Source organism: Bradyrhizobium sp. S3.3.6, from assembly GCF_040546905.1.
In the GTDB taxonomy this organism is placed as follows: Bacteria; Pseudomonadota; Alphaproteobacteria; order Rhizobiales; family Xanthobacteraceae; genus Bradyrhizobium; species Bradyrhizobium cytisi.
On the sequence record NZ_JBEPOT010000006.1, the window covers coordinates 256,296 to 280,899 of the forward strand.

The window sequence follows — 24,604 nt, forward strand, 5'->3', positions numbered from 1 at the left end:
CGTAAAATCCGCAATCCTCGCGCGCGACTTCATCGGCTACTGTGCATGGGGTTGTTTTCGACATTTTTAAAGGTGGCCGCCAAAGCGGCAGGCCGAAGCCGGCCACCGCCAGCATGCCCAGCGCGGCGCTCACCCGGATAATGGATTACTGCCCCGACGGCGTGCGCAGCCCTTGCCAGGCGTCGCGGACCTGGTGGTAGTGCATCTCGGGCAGATAGTCGGGCGTGTTCAGGCTCAGCGTCTTGACGTCGAGATGGCCGACGGCGCTGAGCAGGGTGTAGGAGGCGATGACGCGGTCGCGCAGCGCACTGATCAGGCGGGCTCTGGCCTGGATCAGATCGGCCTGCGAGTTCAGCACATCGACCGTGGTGCGCTGTCCGCCGGCGGCCTCGCGCTGCACGCCCTGGAGGGCGACGGTTGCGGCCTTCACCTCGGACTCCGAGGCCGAGACCGCGATCTTGGCGCCTTCATTGGTGACCCAGGCGCTGACGGCCGCCGTGCGCGCCTGGTTGCGCATCTGGTCGAGCACGAGCCGGCTCTGTGCCGTCACTTCCTTGGCCTGCCGGGTCTGCGAGGCCGCCTGGCCGCCGTCATAGATCGGGGCGGTGACGTTGGCGACGATCGAGGCCTGGTCGGTGGCGAAGGTGCCGAGCGTCGGGTCGGCGTCGCGGCTGCGGCTGACGCTGCCCTGGAGGCTGGCGCTCGGCAGCAGCGCGCCTTCGGCGACGCGGATATTGGTCGAGGCGACGTCGACGTCGAAGCCCGCGGCCATCACCGCCGGATGCTCGCGGATCGCCATCGCGATCGAATCCTCGCGGCTCTTCGGCAGATAGCGATCGACCACTTCGGCGGGGCGAAGCGCCGAAGGCGCATTGCCGATCACCTGGGAATAGGTCGCCTGGCTCACCGCGAGTGCGACCTCGGCGGCATTGAGATCGGCAAGGCCGCGATTGAGGCGCGCCTCGGCCTGGGCGCTGTCGGTCGGGGTGACGTCGCCGGCATTGAGGCGGCGCTGGGTGATGGAGAGCGTCTCGCGCAGGAAGGCGACGTTGGAGCGTTGCGCCTCGACCAGCGACTGGTTCGCCAACACGTTGGTGTAGGCGGTGACGGCGTCGAGCAGCACGCCCTGACCGACATTGCGCAGCGCCTCGCGGCCGGACTGCACCTGAAGTTCCGCGACCCGTACGCTGTTGGCGGTGCGGAAGCCGTTGAACAGGGTCTGCGACACCGTGACCCCGATGGTCCAGGGTTTTAGCGTCGCGGTCTGGATGGTGTTGTCCGGAAGCAGGTTGCGCACGGCCTGCAGGCCGGCGCTGAGGCTCGCCACGATCTGCGGCCGATAGCCTGCCAGCGCCTGCGGCACGTTTTCGTCGGTGGCGCGCTGCCGTGCGCGCTCGGCGTTGAGTTGCGGATTGGTCTGGTAGGCCTTGACCAGCGCCTCCGGCAGGGCCTCCGCGCAGGCCGCGGCGGGCATGGCGCAACAGAGCGCCACCGTGGTCCACGTCGCGAGGACAGGACCCACGCCCGATCGACGCCGCGTCATCACGCGACCAGCTCTGGCGGTACGCCCAATCATGTAATCCCGCAAAAATCCTGGCTGTCCGCCCCCGCCGACGGCGGCTCTCTTAACTGTTTACCCAGCGCCGGTCTCGCAGGCAAACTGCCGCGGAGGAAACCCCCATGAAATCCGTGCTTGTTGCAGGTGCGTCACACAGCGATTCCGGCTCGAATGCGCTATAGGGGACGGGCGGCGCCTGCCAATTCCGTCGGGCGCCTTTGCAATGTGGTCCGGACCCACGGATGATGCCGAAATTCTTCTCCGATCCCGATGCGCTTGCGGAGGAGATCATTCGCGACGTCGGAATCGATCTGGTGGTCGGTCTGCCGCTCGGCCTCGGCAAGGCCAATCACGTCGTCAACGCACTCTACGCGCGGGCCAGTGCCGATCCTTACATCAAGCTGACACTGCTGTCGGCGCTGACACTGGAAAAGCCGAAGCCGCAGGCCCTGATCGAACGCCGGTTCATCACGCCCGTGATCGACCGCCTGTTCGGATTGTATCCCGATCTGGCCTATGCCGAGGCGCTGCGCGAAAATCGGCTGCCGCCCAACATCAACGTGGTCGAATTCTTCTTTCTTGCTGGACGCTGGCTGCACGTGCCGGCGGCGCAGCAGAATTACATCTCGGCTAACTACACCCATGCGGCGAGCTATCTGCTCGCGCGCGGGATGAACGTGGTGACACAGCTGGTGGCCAAGCGCGTCGTCGACGGCGTGCCGCGCTACAGCCTGTCCTGTAACACCGATACGACGCTGGATGTGCTGCGTGAGCGCCGCGCCGGACGTGCGTCGTTCAAGCTGATCGCGCAGGTGAATTCCGAGCTGCCGTTCATGCCGGGCCCTGGCGATCTTCCAGCCGACGAGTTCAGCGCCGTGCTGGACAGCACGGCTACCGATTTTCCCCTGTTTGCGCCGCCGTCGGAGCCGATCTCCGATACCAAATACGCCATCGGACTGAACGCGGCATCCCTCGTGCGCGACGGCGGTACGCTTCAGATCGGCATCGGGCAGATCGGCGATGCGCTCGCGCAAGGCCTGATCCTGCGCCATCGCAATAGCGTAGCGTTTCATGAGGTCGTCGCGCGGCTGTCTCCGGCGCGACCAGCCGTTGCGCAGGAAGCCGGCGCCTTCGAGGCGGGCCTCTACGGTGTCAGCGAGATGGTGACCGAGGCGTTCATCGGCCTGATCGACGCCGGCATTCTCAAGCGCGCCGTCGAAGGCGTGGTGCTGCACGGCGCTTTCTTTCTCGGTCCGAAATCCTTCTATCGCGCGTTGCGCGAAATGCCGCCGGACCAGATCGCGAGCATCCAGATGATGCCGGTGTCGTTCACGAACGAGCTCTATGGCGAGGAGGATCGGAAGCGCCGTGAACGCGTCGATGCACGCTTCATCAACAACACGATGATGGCGACGCTGCTGGGCGCGGCCGTATCCGACGGCCTCGACGACGGCCAGGTCGTGAGCGGCGTCGGCGGGCAATACAACTTCGTGGCGCAGGCCTTCGCGCTTCACGGTGCGCGATCGGTGCTGACGCTTGAAGCCACGCGGCAAGCGGGCCGTACGCTGAAATCCAACATCCTCTGGCGCTACGGACACGAGACGATTCCGCGCCACCTGCGCGATGTTTTCGTCACCGAATACGGCGTTGCCGATCTCAAGGGAAAGCCGGACGCCGACGTGATCGCGGCTGTGCTCGATATCGCTGACTCGCGCTTCCAGGACGAGCTGGCGCGGGTTGCAAAGGACGCCGGCAAACTGCCGCGGGGCTACGAGATTCCGGCGGTTCACCGCGAAAATCATCCCGAGCGGATCGCAACGGCGCTCAAGCCTGCGCGAGACGCCGGGCTCTTGCCGTCGTTCCCGTTCGGCTGCGATTTCACCGAGGTGGAGCAGCGCCTCATTCCAGCGCTGGAGATTCTCCAGGGCGCGCAACATTCATCGCGCGCGCTGGCAGGCCTGCTGTGGCAGGGATTGACGCGAAAGCAGGATACGGCCGACGAGGCGTGTCTCGCACGCCTCGGGCTCGATCAACCAAAAACGTGGGCCGAGCGCTTCTATCGCGCCCTCGTCGGCGCGGCCCTCGCACAGAGCCGCGCCCCGTAGATCCTACCGGTTCTTGTTCACCGGCTTGCGCTTCTCGATGAACGCCGCCATGCCCTCGGAGCGGTCTTCGAGCGCGAAGGTCGAGTGGAACAGATTCCGCTCGACGCTCATGCCTTCGGCGAGCGTGGTCTCGAAGGCGCGATTGACTGCTTCCTTGGCCATTGCGACGGCAGGGCGTGACATCGCGGCGATCTTCTCCGCGGCCGCCATCGTCTCGTCCATCAGCTTGTCGGCGGGCACGATCCGGCTGACGAGGCCGCTGCGTTCGGCCTCCGCCGCATCCATCATGCGGCCGGTGAGGCAGAGATCCATTGCCTTGGACTTGCCGATCGCGCGGGTGAGGCGCTGGGTGCCGCCGATGCCGGGGATGGTGCCGAGCGTGATCTCGGGCTGGCCGAATTTGGCAGTGTCGGCGGCGATGATGAAGTCGCACATCATGGCGAGCTCGCAGCCGCCGCCGAGCGCATAGCCGGCGACCGCTGCAATGGTCGGCTTGCGGCAGCGCGCGATGCGGTCGCCGCCGATCGCGGCGAAATCTTCGGAGAACATGTCGATGAAGCCCTTCGGCTGCATCTCCTTGATGTCGGCGCCGGCGGCGAAGGCCTTCTCGCTGCCGGTCACGACGATGCAGCCGATGGCGTCATCGGCTTCGAGATCGTCGACGGCGGCGGCAATCTCGCGAAAGACGCCGAAGGAGAGCGCGTTGAGCAACTTCGGCCGGTTCAGCTTGATGATGCCGACCGCGCCTTTGCTTTCGACGATGATGTGTTCGAACGTGCTCATGCTCCACCCACGCTTTTGATTGGGCGGGCAATGTGCCTGCTGTCGCGGATGCCTTCAAGGGGGCCAAAAGCCGCCGGGACGCGCGGGTAGCGCGCGCCCCGAAATGAGCCGTTAGGCCAAGACTTGGGCCAAGACCTAGGCCAAGAATTGGGCCAAGACCTAGGCCATGAACATGCGCGCGGCGGAGGCCAGCGTCAGCAGCGTGCCGACGCCGATGAAGATCTTCCCGATCAGGGAGCTCTGGTCCCAGGCCGAGCTCGGCTGGCTACTTGCCATCACCGGCGCCGGGCGCGGCTGCGCGTCGGTTGCGGCGACCACCGCCTTCTGCACGGGCGGATTGTCCTGTTGCAGGGCGCGATCGAGGTCGTTGAGCTGGTCGGGCGCGACCACCTGGTTTTCGGCGCCCGGAGCGGCGGGACTGTCGGCCGCGGCCTGCACATTGTCATTGGCGCGGCCCGTCATCGCCGAGGCTGCGGCCGCGGGCGGCGTGTCGGCGGCGAGCTGCGCGTTCGCATTGGCGACTTCCGGGGGCATCTGGCTCGACGCCGGAACGTCGGTGCTGGCCTCTTTGCCAGCCTTGGCCTGGTCGGCCTGCGGCGTGGCATCCGCCTTGTCAGTCTTGTCGTCGGATTTCTGCGCCGTCTTGCTGTCGGTGTGGCGCGACGAATGGCGTCGCTGCTTACCCGGCTTGTCCGCTTCGGCCTGTTTGCTTGCGCCGTCCGGCTTCGTGCTCGCAGAGCTCGGCGCGGCCTGCACCGAAGCTCCAAACAGCAGCAATAGTCCGGCCAGAACGACCAATGCCGCGCGTCCGCTGGCTTTCATCATGTTGACGATCTCCCCAATTCGCCCGTCCCGGGGCGAACAGAGACCCCGGCCCATGACGACAGCGGGGCAAAAAATGGGAATCTTCGGGCCAGACCGGGCAAAACCGGGGCAAACCGGTGGGGTACAGACGCGGCCGGGTGCGGCAGAGACCGATCGGTGTTATGAGCCCCTGACAGAGTTTCTGCGGCTGCCTTGCGGTCAGGGCCCAGCGTTGATCACGACTTCGTGATCACGCAGGTCCCGCCGTAACAAATTGAAAGAGCGGCCGAATTGCAATGGTGAGGGCGCGCGTGCGCGGACGTGAGGACGAGTGGACCGGCCTGATGCGGTCGGCCATGGCAGGGGATGATGCGGCATATCATCGCCTGTTGAGGGCGGTCACCCCGGTGCTGCGCGCTGCCGCGAGGCGCGGCCTGGCAAGGGCCGGGCAGCCACCCGATCAGGCCGAGGATATCGTGCAGGAGATTTTGTTGGCGGTGCATCTGAAGCGGCACACCTGGGACAGCGAAGCGCCTTTCGCTCCCTGGCTGTTCGCGATCGGCCGCAACAAGCTGATCGATGCGCTCAGGCGCCGCGGCCGGCGCGTCTTCGTCAACATCGACGATTTCGCCGAGACGCTGCCCGGCGAGACGCCGCAGGAGACGGCCTCGGCGGGCGAGGTGACGGCGCAGCTCAACACCCTGCCGCAGCGCCAACGCGACGTGTTGCAGTCGATCGCGGTCGACAGCACCTCGATCAAGGATACGGCGGCGAAATTCTCGATGAGCGAAGGTGCCGTGCGGGTCGCACTGCATCGGGGGCTTTCGGCCCTGACTGCCAAACTACGGGACCACTAGTCATGGATACCGATCAACTCATTCGTAGCCTTGCGGCCGATAACACCCATCGCGCCCCGCGTGTCGGCGCGATGCTGACCATGGCACTTCTCGTGGCGGCGCCTTTGTCCATCCTGATCTTCGCGACGTTTCTCGGCGTGCGGCCGGACGTGATGAGCGCCATGCACAACCCGTTCTTCGACATGAAGTTCGCAGTCACGCTGTCGCTCGCGATTCCCGCGATCATCATCAGCCTGCATCTGTCGCGGCCCGAAGCCTTGATGCGCGGCTGGGGCTGGCTCCTGCTGCTCCCCGTCGGGCTGCTTGCAGTCGCGATCGGCAGCGAGGCGATGATGGCGCCGGCCATGCCGATGACGATGCGGCTCGTCGGCAAGAACTCGCGGTGGTGCATGCTGGCGATTCCCGCGATGTCGCTGCCGCTGCTCGCGGGCGCCCTGTTTGGTCTGCGCCACGGCGCGCCGTCGCGGCCGGCGTTTGCCGGTGCGCTTGCTGGCCTGCTGTCGGCCGGGCTCGCCGCCACGCTCTACGCCTCGCACTGCACCGACGACTCGCCGCTGTTCGTCGCGACCTGGTACACGATCGCGACGGCGGTCGTGACCGCGATCGGCGCGGCGGTTGGCTCCAAAGTGCTGCGCTACTAGACAGCGTGGTTACTCTAAATTGTCTTCGGCCTGTGACCGTTCATCTCGACCGCTGCATCCTTGATTGGAGTTGACTGATATCCTAATACCGTTACGGGCGGGCGCGACACAGGTGCAGACTGGTGAGGACGATCATTGCCGACGATCACGCCATCATGCGGGAAGGCCTGAAACAGCTTCTGTCGACCGTGGACGAGCTTACTGTCAGTGGTGAAGCGGCGGACGCTGAAGCGGTTCATCAGCTGCTGAACGAAAACTCCGCCGATCTTCTCATCCTCGATCTCGGCATGCCGGGTGTGAGCGGATTTCAGTTCATAGCCCAACTGAGAACGGCATGGCCGGAGCTGCGGGCTCACCGCCAATGTCGAGCCACGTTCCGTTCGGGCAGCCTTTTCCGCGGGCGCCAATGGCTATTTGACCAAGGGCGGCGATCCATCCGAACTCATCGCTGCGATCGCGGCCATCAGAACAGGCAGCGCCTATGTGGCGGAGGAGGTTCGCTTTGCGGTGAACCAGCATGACGGCCCGAACGAAACCCCGGAGCCCACGGCAGCGATCATATCTCCGGTTACGTTGACGAGGCGTGAGCGGCAAATCCTCGGAATGATCCCTCATGGCGTCACCAATCGCGACATCGCCAGCCGTCTCGGCATCAGCCCGCTGACTGCCCGGAAACATCGCGAGAATCTTATGCGGAAGCTCGATCTGCACAGTGGCGCCGAATTGACGGCCTACGCGGTTCGTCTCGGCCTTCCATCCGGTTAGCGCAACGGCAACTCGCAAACGAAGCCGCCGCACCTGCCGGCGCGCGGAGAGGTTTCGATGCAAGAGGACAAGATACGCGGGGCGCTCGTCGAGCTCTTGTATCGCAATTCCTATGGCGTGGTGGTCGCCAACATCCTGATCTCCCTGGCGGCAGCATATGTCCTGAGGAGCTCGCCGGCTAAGCGGCCGGCGTTGGGCTCGTCGCACCCCGCTGCATGCGGTGAAAGCGCAGCACCTGCTGCGCCGTCGAGCTGCGCAGGGCCTCGTAGGTATCGCGCAGCGTCAGTATGTCGGTCTGCGAGCCGCCGGACAGCTTTTCGCGCATGGCGATGATCGCGCGCACGCTCGACCATTGCATTCCGGCGACCTTGGCGAGGATCATCACGCCCTCGGTCCGGCTCTCGATCATCATGTTCTCGACGGTCTCCACTGCAACGCCGGCGAGCGCTGCGAGCCCCGCATTGGTCTCATCGAACTTGCCCTGTTCAGCGAAGGCCGTGACCTGGAATTCGTTGAGACGGCCGTCGTCGTGGAGTGACTTCACCAGCGCGCGTGCCATCTCGGTCTGCCGGCTCATGGCGGCGGCGCGGATCCGCTGCGCGGCTTCCTGGACCACGCTCGACACTTCGTCGGCGAGCTCCGGATGGGCCGCCTCCAGCTTCCTGCGCACGCTCAGGGAGGCCTTGGCGATCAGCTTCAGATAGTGATGGCGCGGCAGGTCGGGCCGCAGGCCGATGCAGGCGGCGAGGTCATCGTCGCGCGCGGCGCGGGTGACGAGGTCGGTGAGGCTGCCCTCGGAGAGCTGCGCGCCCGGATTGCTGACGGTCGACTGCACCACGTCTTCGTTGCCGCGTGCCACCAGCACATCGGTCAGCGCCTCCGACAGCACCCGCCGCAGCGAGATCGCCTTGAGATGGGCCTGGCCCTTGCTGCGCGCGATCTCGATCAGGGTGGTCTCGTCGAGCCGCTCCGACTTCGTCAGTACGGGACCGGCGACCTCGATCACCTCATCGAGTGCGAGCGTACGTATGATTTTGGGCGGTGCGGCCGGGATCGTCGCGAGGCGGTCGGCGAGCAGCGCTTTCGCCGAGGTCTCGATCTGTTCGATCAGGCACTGGAAGACGTCGTCGAAGACGCGGACATGGTCGTCGGAATAATCCACCGCGTTGTTGATGAAGAGGTCGGTGACCCGGCGCAGCGTCTCGACCCGGCGCGCGACGGTGCCGTGCGAGAGTGCGGACTGCAATTCGTCGAGCAGGTTTTCGGATGATTTGGCGGTTTTGGTTCTCATGGCCCTGTCCTGGAGCGATTGGTCCGGCGGCGTCTTCTCACGCTCCGGCAAATGGATTGGTCAGCTCGTTGCAATGCGGTTGCGGCCTTGTGCCTTGGCGGAATAGAGCGCGCTGTCGGCGCGCGCGAGAAACGTGTCGGCAGTATCGTTGTTGCGTAGCGTCACGACGCCGGCGGAAATGGTCACGCTCATGCCGGGCGAGAATGCGCTCCAGTCGAGATCGGCGATGATGCCGCGCAGCCGCTCGAGCATGCGCGATGCGGCCTCGTTTGCGGTGCCGGGCAGCAGCAGCAGGAATTCCTCGCCGCCATAGCGGCCGAAACGGTCGTCGGGCCGGATGTTGGCGAAGATGGTGATGGCGAAGGTGCGCAGCACCTCGTCGCCGACGGGATGGCCGTAGGCGTCGTTGATGCGCTTGAACCAATCGAGGTCGATCAGTGCGATGGCGCAAGGTGCGGCCGCCTGCCGCGACTTTTCCATCTCGGCGTCGAGAAGTCGCATGATGCAGCGGCGGTTGTAGGAGCCGGTCAGCTCGTCGAGCTCGGCGAGCTCCTCGATGCGCCGATAAGCAGCTTTCAGCTCGATGCTGCGCCGGTACAGGATCTTGCGCAGCGTGGCGCCGAACAGGCCGAGGAAGGCGCACTGGCCGATCACCAGCATGAAGCACAGCATCGAGGCGGTCCGCTGCAACCGCGTCGCCACCGGCATGCCGATCGGCAGGTCCGAGCCGAGGAACACGGCCGCAAGCGCCGCGGAGGCGAGGGCCCAGGTCAGCATCGCCTGGGCCGAGGTCATGCGCAGCGTGCCGAATGCGAAGATCAGGAACAGCACGCTGATGAAGGCGATCCCGATCGTCGGCGCCGACACCAGGAATATGAATTGCAGCGCCATATGCGCCGAGATCTGGAACACCGTGAGATAATGGTCGGCGTGCTTGTCGCCGACGCCGGCCTCCGACATCACGACGAAGATGCCGATGATCAGGAGGCCGCCGACCCAGAACAGCGACGGAACGTTCATGTGGACGGTGCCGTCATAGGCGTAGAGCAGCAGGACAAGGCCGCCGAGCGAATAGCTCGCGACCTGGCCGATATACATCTGCCGGCGCTGCCGGATCCGCCGCGCCAACATCTCCGGTGCGGCTGCTTCGGGTGCGAGGACGAGATCCGCGACCTCTGCGGCATTCCTCTCCGGAAAGGACGTCGCGGCCGTGCTCATGGTCCCGCCAATGGTGGATGTCAGCCGAAAAAATCTACGTGGCAAGCCTTTAGGTTTGGTATCCTTTTGCACCGAATCCGGGGAACGCGGCGCGGGTGAAGGGTTCGTGCCGCGCGGAATTTTGCAGCCGGTTAGGCATCGCAGGCGATATCGCGGACCAAAGCCGGCCCCGTGCGACACAAGGTGCACAGGGCCGTGTTATGGACGGGGCTCGGCCGGGCCGCATGGCCGGCTCACGGCAAGTCCGCAAGAGAGTGTTTCCGTATTATGTTACCGTTCTGGAGAGAAGCGGCCGACCGCCACGGGTGGGACAAGGAAATTGCGCTTATGTGGGGTAGATCACACAGATCCCCGTATCAGTGCGGTAGCCTGAAGAATTTTACCCCTCTCGTCGAACCGTCCCCTGCATCGACCCGACAAACCTTGCGAGACGGCCTTTGAGCGTGACACAGGCGGCTACGGACGAGGTCCTCATCGCCAGGATCGCCCAAGGTGACCGGCTCGCCATGCAGGTGCTGTACGGGCGGCACCATGTCAGGGTTTACAGGTTCGGGCTCAGGCTCGTGCGGGACGAGCAGACGGCGGAAGACCTCATCAGCGAGGTATTTCTCGACGTCTGGCGTCAAGCCGGCAAGTTCGAGGGCCGATCCGCCGTTTCCACCTGGCTGCTGGCAATCACCCGATTCAAGGCCCTGTCAGCGCTTCGGCGCCGAAAGGATTTTGAGTTGGACGACGAGGCCGCCAATGCAATCGAGGATTCGTCCGACAATCCAGAGACGGCGGTTCAGAAGAAGAACACCAGTGAAGCGTTGCGGGAGTGCCTGACGGGCCTCTCGCCGGACCATCGGGAAATCGTCGATCTCGTCTACTACCACGAGAAGTCCGTGGAAGAGGTGGCTGAGATCGTCGGGATCCCGGAGAACACTGTGAAGACGCGCTTGTTCTATGCGCGCAAGAAACTGGCCGAACTGCTGAAGGCAGCCGGCATTGAGCGAGGCTGGCCATGATGGCGTTGAGCAAGAAGATGCTGGAGCAAGAGCCCAGTGAAATTGAATTGCTGCTGCCGTGGCACGCTGCTGGCACGCTGAACGCCCGCGATGCCCGCCGCGTCGAGGAAGCGCTCGCCAGCGATCCTGCGCTCGCCAGGCAGTATGCGGCGATCCGTGGCGAATACGAAGAGACGATTCATTTGAACGAGAGCCTTGGCGCTCCGTCGGCGCGCGCGATGCAGAAGCTGTTCGCCGCGATTGACGCCGAGCCGGCGCGGGCGACCCGTTCGCTGCCGTTGTCGGCGCGCATTGCCACCTTCTTCGCCAGCCTGTCGCCGCGCGCGCTGGCCTGGTCGGCGAGCCTTGGCGCCATTGCGCTGGTGCTCCAGGCCGGCATCATCGGCGCCGTGCTGATGAAGACGCAGACCTCGACCTTCCAGACCGCATCGCTCTCGACCGGCGCACCGATCACGCGCGAGCTCGGGGCGGCAGCACCTTCGCGGGCGCTGGTGCGCTTCACGCCCGAGGCGCGCGTCGCCGACATCACCGCGCTGCTCGACAGCTACCAGGCCTCGATCATCGGCGATGCCAGGGGCGGCATGTTCCGTCTGCAGTTCGACAAGGCGATGAGCCAGGACGAGCTCACTGCGCTGCTCGGCAGGATGCAGCGCGAGAAGTTCGTCAACCTCGCCGTGGCGGCGCCTTAACCGCGCCGCTGCACCAATGACGCGCAAGTCCGAGAGTCAGTTGCGAGCCGGGGCCTACGCTTCGTCTGCCGGAGCCGCACTCCTGCTCGCCGCCTGCCTCGGCATCGAGGGGACGCACGCCCAGGCGATCATGCGCACGCCGGCCATCAGTGTTCCCTCGCGGACGCCGACGATCTCTCCGGGTGTCGCGGCCAGGGTGATGAGCGTCGACCGCGGTCCTCGGGTCACCCCCGCCATCCCGCATATCTCCACGGCACGGATCGGCTTGACGCCGGTGCTGCCCTATGCGCGCTACTCGCCGAACCTCTACCCGGCCTGCACGGCAGCCTATCGCGACGCCGACGGCGAGTGCCTGGCCCAGGCGAGCGGAGGCGGCGACGGCTCCGGCAAATCGGCCAGGAAGAGTGCCGGCAAGGGGCGGGGCAATAATACGTCGGTCGCCGTAAATCTGCGCAGCTTCGCCAACGAGTTCGTGGCCGAGATCGACAGTGCGTTGTCGCTGACCGAGGCCGATGAGCTTGCGCGGCGCCACGGCTTGACGCGCGTCTCTTCGGAAAGCTTTCCGCTGATCGGGGCCACGGTCGGCCTGTTCCGCATCGCCGACGGCCGGCCGTATGAGACGGTGCGGCGCGAATTTGCCGCCGACGGCAGCGTGCGTTCGCTCCAGCCGAACTTCCGTTACGTGCTCCAGGACCAGAAGTCGGCGGTGCCGACCGAGGGCGATCCGGCGCAATATGCGCTGTCGAAGCTGCGCCTGCCGCAAGCCCATACGCTGGCGCACGGTGCCAATGTCACGGTCGCCGTGATCGATTCCGGCATCGATGCCAGGCACCCCGAACTCGCCAACTCCATCGCCGACAATTTCGACGCGCTCGGCAGCAGCGAAGGCCCCCATATCCACGGCACCGGCATTGCGGGGGCCATCGTGGCCCATGCGAAGCTGATGGGCAGCGCGCCGGAAGCGCGCATCATCGCCATTCGCGCCTTCGGCGGCACCAACGGCAGCGCCGAGAGCTCGTCCTACATCGTCCTGCGCTCGCTCAATTACGCAGCCGAGCACGGCGCCCAGATCGTCAATATGAGCTTTGCCGGTCCGAAGGACGCCGTGATCGAGCGTGCGATCGCGGCAACTGCCGCGCGTGGCCTGGTGCTGATCGCGGCCGCCGGCAACGCCGGCGCCAAATCGCCGCCGCTTTATCCCGCCGCCAATCCCAACGTGATCGCGGTCAGTGCGACGGACCAGCAGGACAAGCTGTTCACCGCGTCCAACCGCGGCAATTACATCGCGCTGGCGGCGCCGGGCGTCGACATCTTCCTGCCGGCGCCGGATGGCAAATACCAGATGACGTCGGGCACCTCGTTCTCGGCGGCCTATGTCTCCGGCGTCGCGGCGTTGCTGCTCGAGCGCAACTATGCCCTGAAGCCGGAAGCGTTGCGCATGACGCTGGCGAAGACCGCGCGTGATCTCGGTTCACCCGGGCGTGATGATCTCTTCGGCGACGGTGAGCCCGATGCGTTTGCCGCGGTCATGGCCGTTCCGGCCGACAGCACAACGCCGGTCGCGGCTGCGTCCGGTACAACTAAACGTGAAGATGCCGAGAAGCGCCGTGACGACCCCGGCATACGCGCTATCGAGCAGCCCTCGCTGTCGAGCGCGGGCGATAAATCCACGGTTTCTCAGGTGGATAGGCCGGCGGCAAGATAGCGCCTGCGACGACATTGCGCGTCGGCCAAAGGTTAAAAAATCGAACCCCGCTTTGAACGTTCAGCCGGCTGCCACGACCAATTTATGTGGGAGCGGTCATCCCTCCCCATCAGTCATATCAGGCGCGAGCGCCCATCCACCCCAAGCGCCCATATGGCTTGACCCGTCCGGTTGTCCCCCCGGACGGGTCTTCTCTTTTTGGGGCGTCCGATTTCCTGAAGCGTGATGCGAAATCAGCTTGCGGTTGAGCCCGCGGGCGCGACCGTCGTGACGACTCCGTAGCGGAACGTGGCAAGTCCGTTATGTCCGTTATGCTTGCGTGGAGCTTGACTCGAAAAGCCCTGAAAGCTCCGCACGACTACGGTCTTTCGAGACGACAGCCGTGTCGTTGCTGGACAAGTCAAAACTTTTCCACAAAATATTCATGTCGCTCTTAAATTGATTCGTGTGCGTTGCGTCGCGTCCGTATCTTCTCCTGACGGGCTGATTTATGACTCATCGCCAAAGCGCGGCTGGAAGCCGCGAGCTTGCAGCACGCTGGTGCGCTCTCGCCGAACAGCGGCTGGAACATCTCTCTGAAATGTTCGAGACCGGACGCTGGCGCCGCTATCACTCCGAACTCGCATTCCTCGAAAACATCCAGGAAGCCAAACGCGCGGTCCAGACCTGGCGCGCCCTTGCGAATGGGGGGGACGTCGCCGCGGCGGCCGCGAGCGTAACCTCCGCATTCGGCTGGTCACCCGCGACCATGCCGCGCGTGTTTCCGCGCGAGCAGGCCCAGACCTTGCAGCTCCGGACCTTGCAGCCCAAGGCCTTGCAGCCCAAGGCCTTGCAGCCCAAGGCCTTGCAGCCCAAGGCGGTGCACATCGCGCCCGAGACCGCCGTTCCGGTCAGACTCGAGCCCGAGCTGGACGTGCTCGCCGAAATCGTCGAGGCACCGATCGCACCGGCCGCCCCAACTGCACCGGTCGCCCCGACGGCGCCGGCCGCTCCGCCTGCGCCGGTCGTTCGGATGGCGCCAGCCGCGCCGGTGGCGTCGATCGCCTCGTTTCTGCAGACCTTCTCGCCACCCGCCGCCGAAATCGTCGCGGCCCCCGAGCGCGTGGTCGAATTCACCTTCAGCCTCGACGGCATCCAGGCGAAGTACCCGCTGCTGCGGAATACGTTCTAGGGGCGTCCCGTCTACTGCCGCACCGCATTGCCGCCGACCACCACCTGCGCAAAGCGTTGGGCGCCGTCCGCCGAGAGGTCCGCCGTCACGGCCCGCGCATGATCGAGGCCGACCACGGCGCCGCGCGGGGTTTCCGAGATCATGTTGTTGTTGACGAGCGCGGTGCCCGCGCCCGGCACCACGGAGACGCCGACGCCGGCCAGCGCCTTGCGGATCACGTTGCCCGCGATCACGACGTCGCGCAGATATTTGCCCCAGCCGGCGACGATGCCGTAGGACGGCGCGTTCTCGATCACATTGCCTGTCACCGAGGCGTCGGCCTCGACGTAGATGCCGACGCCGGCATCGTCGTCGGGCGCGGTGCCGATCGGCCGCTTCGGGATCAGGTTGCGGATGATGTTGCCCTGAACCACCGCGATGCGGCCGCCTTCGTTGAAATTGCAGACGGAGACGCCGATGGCGGCGCCATCCACAATGTTGTTGGCGATCACCGCGGCCTCGAACGCGAACTCGGAATAAAGCGCGACCTCGCGCACGTCGCTGACGCTGTTGCCTGATATGTGGATGTTGGAGGCCGAGTTGCCGCGCACGGCGGAGTAGTCGCAGTTCTTGATGCGGTTGCCGCGCACGACCACGTTGCCGGCGCGGAAGGCGTTGATAGCGTTGCCGTACTGACCGGAGCCGCCGGGGCCGGCCTTGATGTCCTCGATGCGGTTGTCCGCGACCAGCGTGCCGTCGTCACCGATGGCGGTGCGCAGGATCTCGATGCCGTTGTCATTGGCACCGACAATGGTGTTGCGGGACACGCTGAGGCCCCTGGCGTCGAACGAGACCACTGCCGTCACGGCGATGTTGGTGAAGATATTGCCGGAGATGTCGCCGGACACCTGCTCGAGCCAGATGCCGCTGCCGCCGGAACCGGTGATCTCGCAATCGGCGATGCGGACGTCGCGGCCACCGAGGACGTGGATCAGGCCGCGCCGCGTCGGCAGCGGAATGCCGCTGCCGTCGAAGGTGAGGCCGGTCAGCCCGATCGAGTCCGATCCGTCGCTCTGGATCGCTGAGGCCCCGCCGGTGAAGATAAGCTTTGTCGCGCCGCGCACGCCGATCAGTTGCGCGCCATTCGGCAGCTGCAGCAGTCCGGTTCGGTAAATTCCGGGCGGCAGCGCCAGCGGCATCTGTGCGCGCGAGGCTTCGTCGATCGCGCGCTGAAGCGCGCGGGTCTGATCCTCGCTGCTGCCGGGCCGCACGCCGTATTGGGTCGCATCGCGGCCGAGCGTGGACGTCAGCGGCGCCGCGCGCGCGGCGTCAACAGGCATGGCGAGCGCACCGGCGATGCCGGCGGTCGATGCTCCAATGAGATGACGGCGATTGAGGTCCATGACGCGTCCTTTGGCGGACGCGGGAGGTGTCCGCGGAGATTAGGTAGCGCAGGGCAGGGAGCGCCGTGAGGATTGTTCGCGGTAGGGTTAAATGTTTACGCAACGGGCGGTGCGGTAGGGCGGGCAAAGCGTAGCGTGCCCACCATTGTCGCCGCGCATATCGTTGCATGGTGGGCACGGCGCAAGGGCGCCTTTGTCCACCCTACGAAACGCGTGCCTTCCTTGCGAGCTGCACCATCTCCATCAGCATCGCTTCCCCGGCATCCACCAATTCGTCCAGCGTAATCCGCGGCGCGCCTTTGCGCCGTATCGCGCCGCTGCGCGCAAGCAGGGGAATGTGGATGAACGCCGCGAGCCCCGGCCCGCCGCCCCTGACGTTCTCGATCGCGCGCCAGCTCAGATAATTGCAGAGATAGCCCCCCGCGTCGCGCGAGGGCCGCGCATCGATGCCGGTGAGGCGTGCGGCGCGCAAGAGCCTTGCCGTGTGCGGGCCGAACGTCATGGCGTCCGCATCACCCGCGATGCCGCGCTTGCTCGAGCGGGTGTTGGCGGCATCGGGCCACAGCATGGTGACGGCGTTGCGCGCGCGGCTCTCGATCCGCAGATACGGCGTGCGGGCGGCGAGGCCGAACATCAGCAGCGCATCCGGCTTCACTTTCGCGAGCACCTCGGGCAATTGCCGGTCGACCGCAGCATAGGTCACCGGAAAGATGTGGCGCGATAGCTCGACATCATCGAACGCGGGACGGCGCAGTTGCGCCAGCCGCGCCACCAGCGGCTGGGTCGGATTATGCGGCGCACCGGGAAAGGGCCCGAAGCCGGTGACGAGAACGCGGAGCTTATCGGACAATGGATATGATCCTCTCGATCCTGTCGGGGACGCTGGCATCCAGTAAACACCGGGACCAGCCGTCTTCCAAGCTCGCGGGTCGTCAGATCTCCGATGCGGCATCGTGCCTGTGGCGCTCGCGGTAGGTCCGCGTCTTTTCCCGGTTGCCGCACAAGTTGGATTGGCACCAGCGCCGCGTGCCGGGCTTCGAGCGATCGAAAAACACCCGCTGGCACTCATCGGCGGCGCACATCTTCAGCCGCTCGAGCGTGCCGGCCGAGGCCGCGTCGTACAATTCGGCGACGATCGCCGACAGGCCCGCTTGCGCATCGCTCATCGCCGGCCTGAGTGCAAAACCATCCTTGCCGATGACGGCGACACGCAGTGCAAACGGCTCCATCGCGGCGTTGAGGGGGGCGGTGACGGCTGGTTTGCGATCGCGCTCCGCCGGCTCGCATTTGAGGTAGTCGCGGATCGCGGCGCGCAGCCGCAAGGCCGCCTCGAAGGTCTTCTGCGATGGCGCAGCGGTACGTTCCATCAGCCCGTGCTCGCGCATCCACTCGCCGAGCGCGGTGAGATTTTGCAGCCCGTCCGCCTGCCGATGCTGAACACCGTGATGGGTGAAGTGCCGCAGATCCAGCGTGTTGGCGAAATCGTAGAGATTCGCCAATGCGTCGGGGACTTGGAACTTGCGCGATTCTTTCGACATCGAACACCATTTAATCGCTTTTGCTGGTTGATTCAAGACGCCAGTATTTCTATTTTAGTGGTGTCCAACGAGAGAACGGAGTTTCATCATGTTGCACGTCAACCATCCCCCGATCTCGACCGAGGAAGCCTCCTACCGGAAATACGTCGAGGTACTGGATACCCAGATGGCCTATGTCGATGTCGGCGCGGGCGATCCCATCGTGTTCCTGCACGGCGTTCCGACGCCGTCCTATCTCTGGCGGAACATCATTCCCCATCTCTTGCCCTATGGCCGCTGCCTTGCGCCCGACCTCGTCGGCATGGGCAATTCGGGCGCGGCGCCGAACGGCTCCTATCGCTTCGTCGATCACCGACGCTATCTCGACGCCTGGTTCGATGCGCTGGGCCTGACCGAGAATGTCATCCTCGTCGTGCACGACTGGGGCGCCGCGCTCGGCTTTCACTGGGCCCATCGCCACCCGGAGAGGGTCAAGGCGATCGTTTACATGGAAGGCATCGTCCGGCCGTTCCGCTCCTGGGACGAATGGCCTGACGCGACGCGCGCCTTCTTCCAGGGCCAACGGAGTCCGCAAGGGGAGGACCTGATCCTGCAGAAGAACCTGTTCATCGAATATCTGCTGCCGCTGCGCCACATCGCGCCGGAGGCGCTGGAGGTCTATCGCCGCTATTTCCGCAATCCTGGACCGAGCCGCCAGCCGATGCTGACCTGGACGCGCGAATTGCCGATTGAGGGCGAGCCTGCCGATGTGGTCGCGATCGTCGAGGCCTATGCGGATTGGATGTCGAAGAACCGGATCCCGAAACTGTTCATCGATGCCGAGCCGGCGGGCTTCCTGATCGGCGCACAGCGCGAGTTCTGCAGAGCCTGGCCCAACCAAGAGACCGTCCTGGTGAAGGGATCGCACTTCCTGCAGGAGGAGGCGCCTCAGGAGGTCGGCGAGGCGACCGCGCGCTTCGTCTCGAAGGTGCTGGCCGGCCAGATCAGTTAGGCAATCGCGAGATTGCGTTGGGTCGCGAGCGCGGACTTCGCTTCATCCCTCCCGCACTGGGGAGCGGTGAAGCGGCCTCAATGCAGGAGCTTCATGATCTCCTCGGCGGCGAGCGCCGGCGTGAGGTGGCCGTCGGCGACCTCGGATTCGATCTTCTTCACCCTTGCGCGGACGGCCGCCTCGCTGCGCAGCCGCGCCAGCATGCGCTGCTCGAGCATCGACCACATCCACTTCACCTGCTGCTCGCGGCGGCGTGCGCCGAACTCGCCGGACGCGTTCATCGCCTTACGGTGTTCGAGGACTTTCTGCCAGAGCTCGGCAATGCCGGTGCCGGCCAGCGCCGAATAGGTGACGACCGGCGGATGCCAATGCGCGGACCTCGGCGCCAGGATGTGCAGCGCGCTGCGATAGTCGGCCGCGGTGATATTGGCGCGCTTGAGATTGTCGCCGTCGGCCTTGTTGATCGCGATCATGTCGGCGAGCTCGACGAGGCCCTTCTTGATGCCTTGCAGCTCGTCACCGCCGCCCGGCAGCATCAGCGCGAGGAAGAAATCGGTCATATCGCAGACCGCGGTCTCGGACTGTCCGATGCCGACGGTCTCGACCAGCACGACGTCGAAACCGGCCGCCTCGCACAGCAGCATCGCCTCGCGCGTCTTGGCCGCGACGCCGCCGAGTGTGCCTGACGACGGCGAGGGGCGGATGAAGGCATCGTCGGAGGCCGCGAGCCGTGCCATCCGCGTCTTGTCGCCGAGGATCGAGCCGCCGCTGCGCGCCGAGGACGGATCGACCGCGAGCACCGCGACCTTGTTGTCCTGTTCGATCAGATAGGTCCCGAGCGCATCGATGGTGGTGGATTTGCCGACGCCGGGCGAGCCGGTAATGCCGACGCGAACCGCCTTGCCGGTATCGGGCAGGAGCATCTGCACCAGCTCGCGCGCCTGCGCCTGATGATCGCCGCGCCGGCTCTCCACAAGCGTGATGGCCCGCGCCAGCGCCGCGCGATGGCCGGTGCGGAGCTCGCGGGCGAGGGCGGTGATGTTGATGGTCTTGCTATTGGTCATCATGGTCTTCGCATCCAGCCGCTAACGGCCCGACATGCGAATGTGTCTTTCAGCGCAAGATTTCATTGGTGGAAGGTGGATTTGAACGATGTCCCAAACGATCTCGGCCTTCGTCATGTGATAGGCATGACGAAGCAGATTTCCGAAGTCGATCATCTTGCGCCAGTCGATATGTGGCTCGGCCCGCTTAAGATCGTCGGGGATGAATCTCGACGCTTCGCAGATGATTTCGAGAAGACGTTCGATCGCCAACCGGGTCGTTTTCTCGGCGACAAATTGATCGAAGGTAAAGTCCCTCACGGCATTTTCGATGTCAGTGATGGCTTCCAGAATATCCCGCAGCCGGTCTTCCACGGTCGGCGGCATTCAGAATACCTCGATCAGGTCATCCGCGATCCGCTCTGCCATACGCGGTTTCAGCAAATCTCGCATCGATATTTGCACCTGAAGTCCCAGATGTTCCTCAATCAAGTGGAGGGCTTTGAAATGGTCAAACCGCGGCGATTCCTCGCGCGACGTCGTCTCGATCAAAATATCCAGATCGCTATCGGGCCGTGCGTCGCCGCGCGCACGGGATCCAAACAGGTACAGGCGCGTAATGCCGGAAGCCCTCAAGGCGGGTGCAAGCTCCTTCAGCTTCTCAATGAGCGTCTGGGTTGAAATGTCTACGACATCAGTCATGGCCAAATATTAGCACAGGGTCGTCAACCAGCCCAGCGCCGTCGGAGCCCGTTAGGCGCTCCGGCGGGCAGGCAAGGCTCGGCTTAAAGAATGGTGCCGCGATTTCTGCGTTCGGCACGAAATCTCATGGCGCTTTCGCAAAACCGGCCGCTTTCATCGCCTGGCCCATCTGGCTATTCGCCTGGTCCATGAAGGTCTCGAACTGACCGGCATCGCACCAGACGGTGCCAAAACCGCGTCCGGTCATGAAGTCCTTGAAGGCGGGGGAATCGTACACCTTCTTCAAGGCCGCGGTCAGCGTGGTGGCGATATTTGGAGGCAAGCCCTTGGGGCCGCCGATCCCGCGCCATGAGCTGGTGGAATAATCGACGCCGAGCGTCTCCTTCAGCGTCGGGACGTCGGGGAAGATCGGATTGCGCGCGTGCGCCATGATCGCAAGGCTCCGGGCCTGGCCGGCCTCGATGGTGGCGCGCGCTTCGGGCACCGAGCAGGTGGTGAGATCGAGGCTGCCCGCGACCAGATCCTGCATGGCCGGTGCTGCGCCATTCGACGCTGACCAGGCGACCTGATTGGCCGGCAATCCCATCGCCTGCATCCAGCCGACAAGGGCGAGATGCCAGATGCCGCCTTGTCCGGTGCCTGAAGCCTTGAACCGTCCCGGAGGCGCCAGCTTGATGGCGTCCATGAGCTCCTTCACCGTCTTGTATGGCGAGGACGTCGATACCTGGACGCCAGGCGGATCTTCGTTCACCAGCGCCAGCGGCGTAAAATTCCGTGGCGTCAGCTGCGTCAGGGCTTGCCAATGCAACATCGCGATTTCCACGGTCAGCGTGCCGATCGTGTAGCCGTCCGGCGCTGCGGCTGCGATCTCGGCATGGCCGACGGCGCCGGATCCGCCGATGCGGTTGACGACGTTGAACGGCTGGCCGAGCTCCTTCTCCAGCAGCGTCGCGACGATGCGCGCGGTCGCATCCGTGCCGCCGCCCGCACCCCACGGCACGATCAAGGTTACCGGCCGCGCCGGATAGGCTTGCGCGCGCGCAGGTGAGAGGAGGGCGGACGTGGCGGCAGCCACAGAAGAAGCCGCGAAAATGCGGCGCGTGATTCCTGGCATAAATGGTCCCGGCGGCGCCCTCGGGAATCGGGCTCGCGTCAATGCAATATGCTACGCGGCTTTGCATGGATGTCGCAAGCGGCCGCCCAACGGCGCCCTGAGCAAGTGTTCCGTCGGAACTTATTGCTGCTCGTCAGCGTCGCCTTTTGGCCGCGCACCGCCGAAGATGCGCGTGCCCTCCGGCGTGAGATAGGGCTTAAATGTCTCCCACGGAACGAATGCGACATATTGGCCCTCGGCGTAGGGGCCGACCGCATAGGGCGGATAATGGAAGGTGAGGCCGGAGCTCTTGCCTGTTTCGGTCGACGGCGCGAGCGTCGCGGCGCCGATCTTGAGCAGGCTCGGCTCGACGCCCTTGAACCATTCATTGGTCGCGGTCTCGCTGGAGTCGCGCTTCTTTTTCTCGATTCTGAGCGAGGCGATCACGGCCTTCGCGATCGTCTTCATGGCGGGGCTGCCATCGGCCATCTCGGTGAAGAACGGGCGGATCGAGATGCGCTTGCTCTCGGACTTGTCCCACAGGACCGTGTTCACATCCGAATTGGGATGGGCGCCATGGGTGTCCATGTAGTCGTCACGCAGGATGCTCACATAGCGGTCGGCGACGACGGAGCGGATCGAATATTTGCGCTCGAAATCCCAACCGCCGTCCTTGAAGAATTGCGGATCCTGCTTTCGCGAGGTCGCAGCGTCAGCCGCGTTCTTGTCGAGCCATTTCTTGCCGTCAGCGAGGCAATCGGCCGCGAGTGGCGTGTCGGCCTTGATCCTGTCATCAAGGAACACACGCGCCTCGATGTTTCTGTTTTTTGACGACGGCGTCGGGCTTGGGGGCGGCGGCGAGGGAGGGCGAGGCAAGGCCGATCGTCGCGACGGCAAAAAGGCTCGCGAGCAATCCTGCCCGCACATTTGCACGATGATATGTCACTTCAATATCCATCAATTCTGCGACGTTCGGACATCGGCGTGAGCGTAGCGATCGCAACATGAACCGGCGCAGAACGCGCGGCGCGAACGCTAGGACGTGAAGATTGGTCGCGGCAGCGCGCCCGCGAGGTTGATAGGAGGCCCCCACGGCGGCGGAATTACTCCGCCGCCTCGCTATGCCCGAGCCGGGCATTCAGCTTGCGGATCAGCTCCTCGGCTGCGTCCGCGATCACCGTGCCGGGCGGGAAGATGGCTTCCGCGCCGGCGGCATAGAGTGCGTCGTAATCCTGCGGCGGCACCACGCCGCCGACGATGATCATGATGTCCTCGCGGCCCTGCTTCTTCAGCGCGGCCTTGAGCTCCGGTACGGCGGTGAGGTGGGCGGCGGCGAGCGAGGAGACGCCGAGGATGTGGACGTCGTTCTCGACCGCCTGTCTTGCGGCTTCGTCCGCGGTGGCGAACAGCGGCCCGATATCGACATCGAAGCCGATGTCGGCGAAAGCCGAGGCAATCACCTTCTGGCCGCGGTCGTGGCCGTCCTGGCCGATCTTGGCGACCAGGATACGCGGGCGGCGGCCTTCGGCCTCCTCGAACGCGTCGATCAGCGCCTGAACCTTCTCGACCTGATTGCCCATGCTGGACGCCTCCCGCTTGTAGACGCCGGTGATGGATTTGATCTCGGCGCGGTGCCGGCCGAACACTTTCTCCATTGCGTCAGAGATTTCGCCGACGGTCGCCTTGGCCCGTGCCGCGTCGATTGCGAGCGCGAGCAGATTGCCGTTGCCTTCGCCAGCCGAGCGCGTCAACGCGGCGAGCGCGGCCTCGACGTCGGTCTGGCTTCGCTCGGATTTCAGCCGCGCCAGCTTGTCGATCTGGAGCCGGCGAACGTTGGTGTTGTCGACCTTGAGGACGTCGATCGGCGCCTCGTCAGTCGGCTTGTACTTGTTGACGCCGATCACCGCCTGCTTGCCGGCATCGATGCGCGCTTGGGTCTTGGCCGAGGCCTCCTCGATGCGCAGCTTCGGCACGCCGGCCTCGATCGCCTTCGCCATGCCGCCGAGCTCCTCGACCTCCTGGATGTGGCTCCAGGCTTTTGCGGCGAGGTCGCGCGTGAGCCGCTCGACATAATAGGAGCCGCCCCAGGGATCGATGATACGGGTGGTGCCGCTCTCCTGCTGCAGGAACAGCTGGGTGTTGCGGGCGATGCGGGCCGAGAAATCGGTCGGCAGTGCCAAGGCTTCATCGAGCGCATTGGTGTGCAGCGACTGGGTATGACCTTGGGTGGCCGCCATTGCCTCCACCGTCGTGCGCATTACGTTGTTGAAGACATCCTGCGCGGTCAGCGACCAGCCAGAAGTCTGGCAATGCGTGCGCAGCGACAGCGAGCGCGGATCCCTGGGATTGAACGGCTTGAGCAGTTTCGCCCAGAGCAGCCGCGCGGCGCGCAGCTTGGCGACTTCCATGAAGAAGTTCATGCCGATCGCCCAGAAGAACGACAGGCGCGGAGCGAAGCGGTCGACATCCAGGCCTGCGGCAAGGCCGGCGCGCAGATATTCGACGCCGTCGGCGAGCGTATAGGCCAGCTCGAGATCCTGCGTCGCACCGGCCTCCTGCATGTGATAGCCGGAAATGGAAATAGAGTTGTATTTCGGCATCTTCTGCGAGGTGAAGGCGAAGATGTCCGAGATGATCCGCATCGAGGGCGCGGGCGGATAGATATAGGTGTTGCGCACCATGAACTCTTTCAGAATGTCATTCTGAATAGTCCCCGAGAGCTTCTCCGGCGGAACGCCTTGTTCCTCGGCGGCGGCAACGTAGAGCGCGAGAATCGGCAGCACCGCGCCGTTCATGGTCATGGAGACGCTCATCTGGTCGAGCGGAATGCCCGCAAACAGCGTGCGCATGTCGTAGATGGAATCGATCGCCACGCCGGCCATGCCGACGTCGCCGCCGACGCGCGGATGATCGCTGTCATAGCCGCGATGGGTGGCGAGATCGAAGGCGACCGAGAGGCCCTTCTGTCCGGCCGCCAGGTTGCGGCGGTAGAACGCGTTGGAATCCTCCGCAGTGGAGAAGCCGGCATACTGCCTGATAGTCCAGGGCTGGTTGACATACATGGTCGGGTAGGGGCCACGCAGGAACGGCGCGATGCCCGGATAGGTATCAAGGAAATCGAGCCCGGCCAGATCGGCCTCGCCATAGGCCGGCTTCACCAGAATGCCCTCGGGCGTCAGCCACGGCTCGGCGCTGCCGGTCGGGGCGGCGGTTGCGGTCCGCTCGAAGGCAATGTCTGCAAAGTTTGGAATGCGGCTCATG

At 64.9% G+C, this 24,604-nt stretch carries 23 protein-coding genes and 1 pseudogene; 10 read left to right on the top strand and 14 right to left on the bottom strand.

What is annotated here, in order from left to right; genetic code table 11:
* Window positions 1-145: 145 nt before the first annotated feature.
* Window positions 146-1,543 carry a TolC family outer membrane protein gene (locus ABID59_RS19775; protein WP_354084455.1) on the bottom strand — a complete coding sequence of 466 codons (1,398 nt, stop codon included), beginning with the start codon at window positions 1,541-1,543 and terminating at the stop codon, window positions 146-148.
* A 260-nt stretch (window positions 1,544-1,803) separates the two neighbouring features.
* Here ABID59_RS19775 and ABID59_RS19780 point away from each other — a divergent pair, with 260 nt between their 5' ends.
* On the top strand, window positions 1,804-3,663 hold the full coding sequence (locus tag ABID59_RS19780; protein WP_354084582.1) for an acetyl-CoA hydrolase/transferase C-terminal domain-containing protein: 1,860 nt from the start codon (window positions 1,804-1,806) through the stop codon (window positions 3,661-3,663).
* A 3-nt stretch (window positions 3,664-3,666) separates the two neighbouring features.
* Here the strand turns inward: ABID59_RS19780 and ABID59_RS19785 are convergent, their stop codons facing one another.
* Window positions 3,667-4,446, bottom strand: a complete 780-nt coding sequence (locus ABID59_RS19785; RefSeq protein WP_354084456.1) for an enoyl-CoA hydratase — start codon at window positions 4,444-4,446, stop codon at window positions 3,667-3,669.
* Between the two features lie 159 nt (window positions 4,447-4,605).
* Window positions 4,606-5,271 (bottom strand): hypothetical protein, encoded by a 666-nt coding sequence (locus ABID59_RS19790; RefSeq protein ID WP_354084457.1) that lies wholly within the window; start codon window positions 5,269-5,271, stop codon window positions 4,606-4,608.
* A 290-nt stretch (window positions 5,272-5,561) separates the two neighbouring features.
* Between ABID59_RS19790 and ABID59_RS19795 the strand changes: the two genes are divergently transcribed.
* The 4 genes from ABID59_RS19795 to ABID59_RS19810 all read left to right on the top strand — a co-directional run bounded on the left by ABID59_RS19795 (window position 5,562) and on the right by ABID59_RS19810 (window position 7,513).
* Window positions 5,562-6,107, top strand: coding sequence for a sigma-70 family RNA polymerase sigma factor (locus ABID59_RS19795; protein ID WP_187434940.1), 546 nt, complete (start codon window positions 5,562-5,564; stop codon window positions 6,105-6,107).
* A 2-nt stretch (window positions 6,108-6,109) separates the two neighbouring features.
* Window positions 6,110-6,748: an NrsF family protein gene (locus ABID59_RS19800; protein WP_354084458.1), complete on the top strand. Its 639-nt coding sequence runs from the start codon at window positions 6,110-6,112 to the stop codon at window positions 6,746-6,748.
* Between the two features lie 155 nt (window positions 6,749-6,903).
* The gene (locus ABID59_RS19805) at window positions 6,904-7,269 is read left to right on the top strand and encodes a response regulator (RefSeq protein ID WP_354084583.1); all 366 of its coding nucleotides are present in this window, start codon (window positions 6,904-6,906) and stop codon (window positions 7,267-7,269) included.
* Window positions 7,163-7,513, top strand: coding sequence for a LuxR C-terminal-related transcriptional regulator (locus ABID59_RS19810; protein WP_354084459.1), 351 nt, complete (start codon window positions 7,163-7,165; stop codon window positions 7,511-7,513). Before ABID59_RS19805 ends, ABID59_RS19810 begins: the two co-directional genes overlap by 107 nt.
* 178 nt (window positions 7,514-7,691) lie before the next feature.
* Here the strand turns inward: ABID59_RS19810 and ABID59_RS19815 are convergent, their stop codons facing one another.
* The gene (locus ABID59_RS19815) at window positions 7,692-8,804 is read right to left on the bottom strand and encodes a DUF2336 domain-containing protein (protein ID WP_354084460.1); all 1,113 of its coding nucleotides are present in this window, start codon (window positions 8,802-8,804) and stop codon (window positions 7,692-7,694) included.
* A 60-nt stretch (window positions 8,805-8,864) separates the two neighbouring features.
* Window positions 8,865-10,022 carry a GGDEF domain-containing protein gene (locus tag ABID59_RS19820; protein ID WP_148752056.1) on the bottom strand — a complete coding sequence of 386 codons (1,158 nt, stop codon included), beginning with the start codon at window positions 10,020-10,022 and terminating at the stop codon, window positions 8,865-8,867.
* A gap of 437 nt (window positions 10,023-10,459) precedes the next feature.
* On the opposite strand from ABID59_RS19820, the gene ABID59_RS19825 reads away from it, so the two are divergent.
* The 4 genes from ABID59_RS19825 to ABID59_RS19840 all read left to right on the top strand — a co-directional run bounded on the left by ABID59_RS19825 (window position 10,460) and on the right by ABID59_RS19840 (window position 14,594).
* Window positions 10,460-11,029 carry a sigma-70 family RNA polymerase sigma factor gene (locus ABID59_RS19825; protein WP_027533902.1) on the top strand — a complete coding sequence of 190 codons (570 nt, stop codon included), beginning with the start codon at window positions 10,460-10,462 and terminating at the stop codon, window positions 11,027-11,029.
* Complete coding sequence (locus ABID59_RS19830) at window positions 11,026-11,718, top strand: hypothetical protein (protein WP_354084461.1); 693 nt, start codon at window positions 11,026-11,028, stop codon at window positions 11,716-11,718. Before ABID59_RS19825 ends, ABID59_RS19830 begins: the two co-directional genes overlap by 4 nt.
* A gap of 16 nt (window positions 11,719-11,734) precedes the next feature.
* The gene (locus tag ABID59_RS19835) at window positions 11,735-13,423 is read left to right on the top strand and encodes a S8 family serine peptidase (protein ID WP_354084462.1); all 1,689 of its coding nucleotides are present in this window, start codon (window positions 11,735-11,737) and stop codon (window positions 13,421-13,423) included.
* Between the two features lie 490 nt (window positions 13,424-13,913).
* On the top strand, window positions 13,914-14,594 hold the full coding sequence (locus ABID59_RS19840; protein ID WP_354084463.1) for a TIGR03809 family protein: 681 nt from the start codon (window positions 13,914-13,916) through the stop codon (window positions 14,592-14,594).
* A gap of 11 nt (window positions 14,595-14,605) precedes the next feature.
* Here the strand turns inward: ABID59_RS19840 and ABID59_RS19845 are convergent, their stop codons facing one another.
* The 3 genes from ABID59_RS19845 to ABID59_RS19855 all read right to left on the bottom strand — a co-directional run bounded on the left by ABID59_RS19845 (window position 14,606) and on the right by ABID59_RS19855 (window position 17,514).
* Window positions 14,606-15,976 carry a TIGR03808 family TAT-translocated repetitive protein gene (locus tag ABID59_RS19845; protein WP_354084464.1) on the bottom strand — a complete coding sequence of 457 codons (1,371 nt, stop codon included), beginning with the start codon at window positions 15,974-15,976 and terminating at the stop codon, window positions 14,606-14,608.
* A 202-nt stretch (window positions 15,977-16,178) separates the two neighbouring features.
* Window positions 16,179-16,826: a pyroglutamyl-peptidase I gene (locus tag ABID59_RS19850; RefSeq protein WP_354084465.1), complete on the bottom strand. Its 648-nt coding sequence runs from the start codon at window positions 16,824-16,826 to the stop codon at window positions 16,179-16,181.
* Window positions 16,827-16,908: 82 nt separating this feature from the next.
* On the bottom strand, window positions 16,909-17,514 hold the full coding sequence (locus ABID59_RS19855) for a CGNR zinc finger domain-containing protein (RefSeq protein WP_354084466.1): 606 nt from the start codon (window positions 17,512-17,514) through the stop codon (window positions 16,909-16,911).
* A gap of 88 nt (window positions 17,515-17,602) precedes the next feature.
* Here ABID59_RS19855 and ABID59_RS19860 point away from each other — a divergent pair, with 88 nt between their 5' ends.
* Entirely contained in the window at window positions 17,603-18,505 is a 903-nt protein-coding gene (locus ABID59_RS19860; RefSeq protein WP_354084467.1) for a haloalkane dehalogenase, read from the top strand.
* 77 nt (window positions 18,506-18,582) lie between these two features.
* On the opposite strand, the gene meaB is transcribed toward ABID59_RS19860, so the two are convergent.
* The 6 genes and pseudogenes from meaB to scpA form a co-directional block, all read right to left on the bottom strand.
* Window positions 18,583-19,569 (bottom strand): methylmalonyl Co-A mutase-associated GTPase MeaB, encoded by a 987-nt coding sequence (gene meaB, locus ABID59_RS19865; RefSeq protein WP_354084584.1) that lies wholly within the window; start codon window positions 19,567-19,569, stop codon window positions 18,583-18,585.
* Window positions 19,570-19,590: 21 nt separating this feature from the next.
* Window positions 19,591-19,935, bottom strand: coding sequence for a HepT-like ribonuclease domain-containing protein (locus ABID59_RS19870; protein WP_354084468.1), 345 nt, complete (start codon window positions 19,933-19,935; stop codon window positions 19,591-19,593).
* On the bottom strand, window positions 19,936-20,250 hold the full coding sequence (locus ABID59_RS19875; protein WP_148752047.1) for a nucleotidyltransferase family protein: 315 nt from the start codon (window positions 20,248-20,250) through the stop codon (window positions 19,936-19,938). It lies immediately after the preceding gene.
* Between the two features lie 124 nt (window positions 20,251-20,374).
* The gene (locus tag ABID59_RS19880; protein WP_354084469.1) at window positions 20,375-21,364 is read right to left on the bottom strand and encodes a tripartite tricarboxylate transporter substrate binding protein; all 990 of its coding nucleotides are present in this window, start codon (window positions 21,362-21,364) and stop codon (window positions 20,375-20,377) included.
* A gap of 120 nt (window positions 21,365-21,484) precedes the next feature.
* A pseudogene (locus ABID59_RS19885) lies at window positions 21,485-22,301 on the bottom strand (RsiV family protein).
* A 145-nt stretch (window positions 22,302-22,446) separates the two neighbouring features.
* Window positions 22,447-24,603 (bottom strand): methylmalonyl-CoA mutase, encoded by a 2,157-nt coding sequence (gene scpA / locus ABID59_RS19890; protein WP_354084470.1) that lies wholly within the window; start codon window positions 24,601-24,603, stop codon window positions 22,447-22,449.
* Window position 24,604: the final 1 nt, after the last annotated feature.

What these genes read in the sequence shown, in the direction of transcription:
- ABID59_RS19775 (WP_354084455.1), bottom strand. Translation starts at nt 1,543, where the DNA reads ATGACGCGGCGTCGATCGGGCGTGGGTCCTGTCCTCGCGACGTGGACC.
- ABID59_RS19780 (WP_354084582.1), top strand. Translation starts at nt 1,804, where the DNA reads ATGCCGAAATTCTTCTCCGATCCCGATGCGCTTGCGGAGGAGATCATT.
- ABID59_RS19785 (WP_354084456.1), bottom strand. Translation starts at nt 4,446, where the DNA reads ATGAGCACGTTCGAACACATCATCGTCGAAAGCAAAGGCGCGGTCGGC.
- ABID59_RS19790 (WP_354084457.1), bottom strand. Translation starts at nt 5,271, where the DNA reads ATGATGAAAGCCAGCGGACGCGCGGCATTGGTCGTTCTGGCCGGACTA.
- ABID59_RS19800 (WP_354084458.1), top strand. Translation starts at nt 6,110, where the DNA reads ATGGATACCGATCAACTCATTCGTAGCCTTGCGGCCGATAACACCCAT.
- ABID59_RS19805 (WP_354084583.1), top strand. Translation starts at nt 6,904, where the DNA reads ATGCGGGAAGGCCTGAAACAGCTTCTGTCGACCGTGGACGAGCTTACT.
- ABID59_RS19815 (WP_354084460.1), bottom strand. Translation starts at nt 8,804, where the DNA reads ATGAGAACCAAAACCGCCAAATCATCCGAAAACCTGCTCGACGAATTG.
- ABID59_RS19820 (WP_148752056.1), bottom strand. Translation starts at nt 10,022, where the DNA reads ATGAGCACGGCCGCGACGTCCTTTCCGGAGAGGAATGCCGCAGAGGTC.
- ABID59_RS19830 (WP_354084461.1), top strand. Translation starts at nt 11,026, where the DNA reads ATGATGGCGTTGAGCAAGAAGATGCTGGAGCAAGAGCCCAGTGAAATT.
- ABID59_RS19835 (WP_354084462.1), top strand. Translation starts at nt 11,735, where the DNA reads ATGACGCGCAAGTCCGAGAGTCAGTTGCGAGCCGGGGCCTACGCTTCG.
- ABID59_RS19840 (WP_354084463.1), top strand. Translation starts at nt 13,914, where the DNA reads ATGACTCATCGCCAAAGCGCGGCTGGAAGCCGCGAGCTTGCAGCACGC.
- ABID59_RS19845 (WP_354084464.1), bottom strand. Translation starts at nt 15,976, where the DNA reads ATGGACCTCAATCGCCGTCATCTCATTGGAGCATCGACCGCCGGCATC.
- ABID59_RS19855 (WP_354084466.1), bottom strand. Translation starts at nt 17,514, where the DNA reads ATGTCGAAAGAATCGCGCAAGTTCCAAGTCCCCGACGCATTGGCGAAT.
- ABID59_RS19860 (WP_354084467.1), top strand. Translation starts at nt 17,603, where the DNA reads ATGTTGCACGTCAACCATCCCCCGATCTCGACCGAGGAAGCCTCCTAC.
- meaB (WP_354084584.1), bottom strand. Translation starts at nt 19,569, where the DNA reads ATGACCAATAGCAAGACCATCAACATCACCGCCCTCGCCCGCGAGCTC.
- ABID59_RS19870 (WP_354084468.1), bottom strand. Translation starts at nt 19,935, where the DNA reads ATGCCGCCGACCGTGGAAGACCGGCTGCGGGATATTCTGGAAGCCATC.
- ABID59_RS19875 (WP_148752047.1), bottom strand. Translation starts at nt 20,250, where the DNA reads ATGACTGATGTCGTAGACATTTCAACCCAGACGCTCATTGAGAAGCTG.
- ABID59_RS19880 (WP_354084469.1), bottom strand. Translation starts at nt 21,364, where the DNA reads ATGCCAGGAATCACGCGCCGCATTTTCGCGGCTTCTTCTGTGGCTGCC.
- scpA (WP_354084470.1), bottom strand. Translation starts at nt 24,603, where the DNA reads ATGAGCCGCATTCCAAACTTTGCAGACATTGCCTTCGAGCGGACCGCA.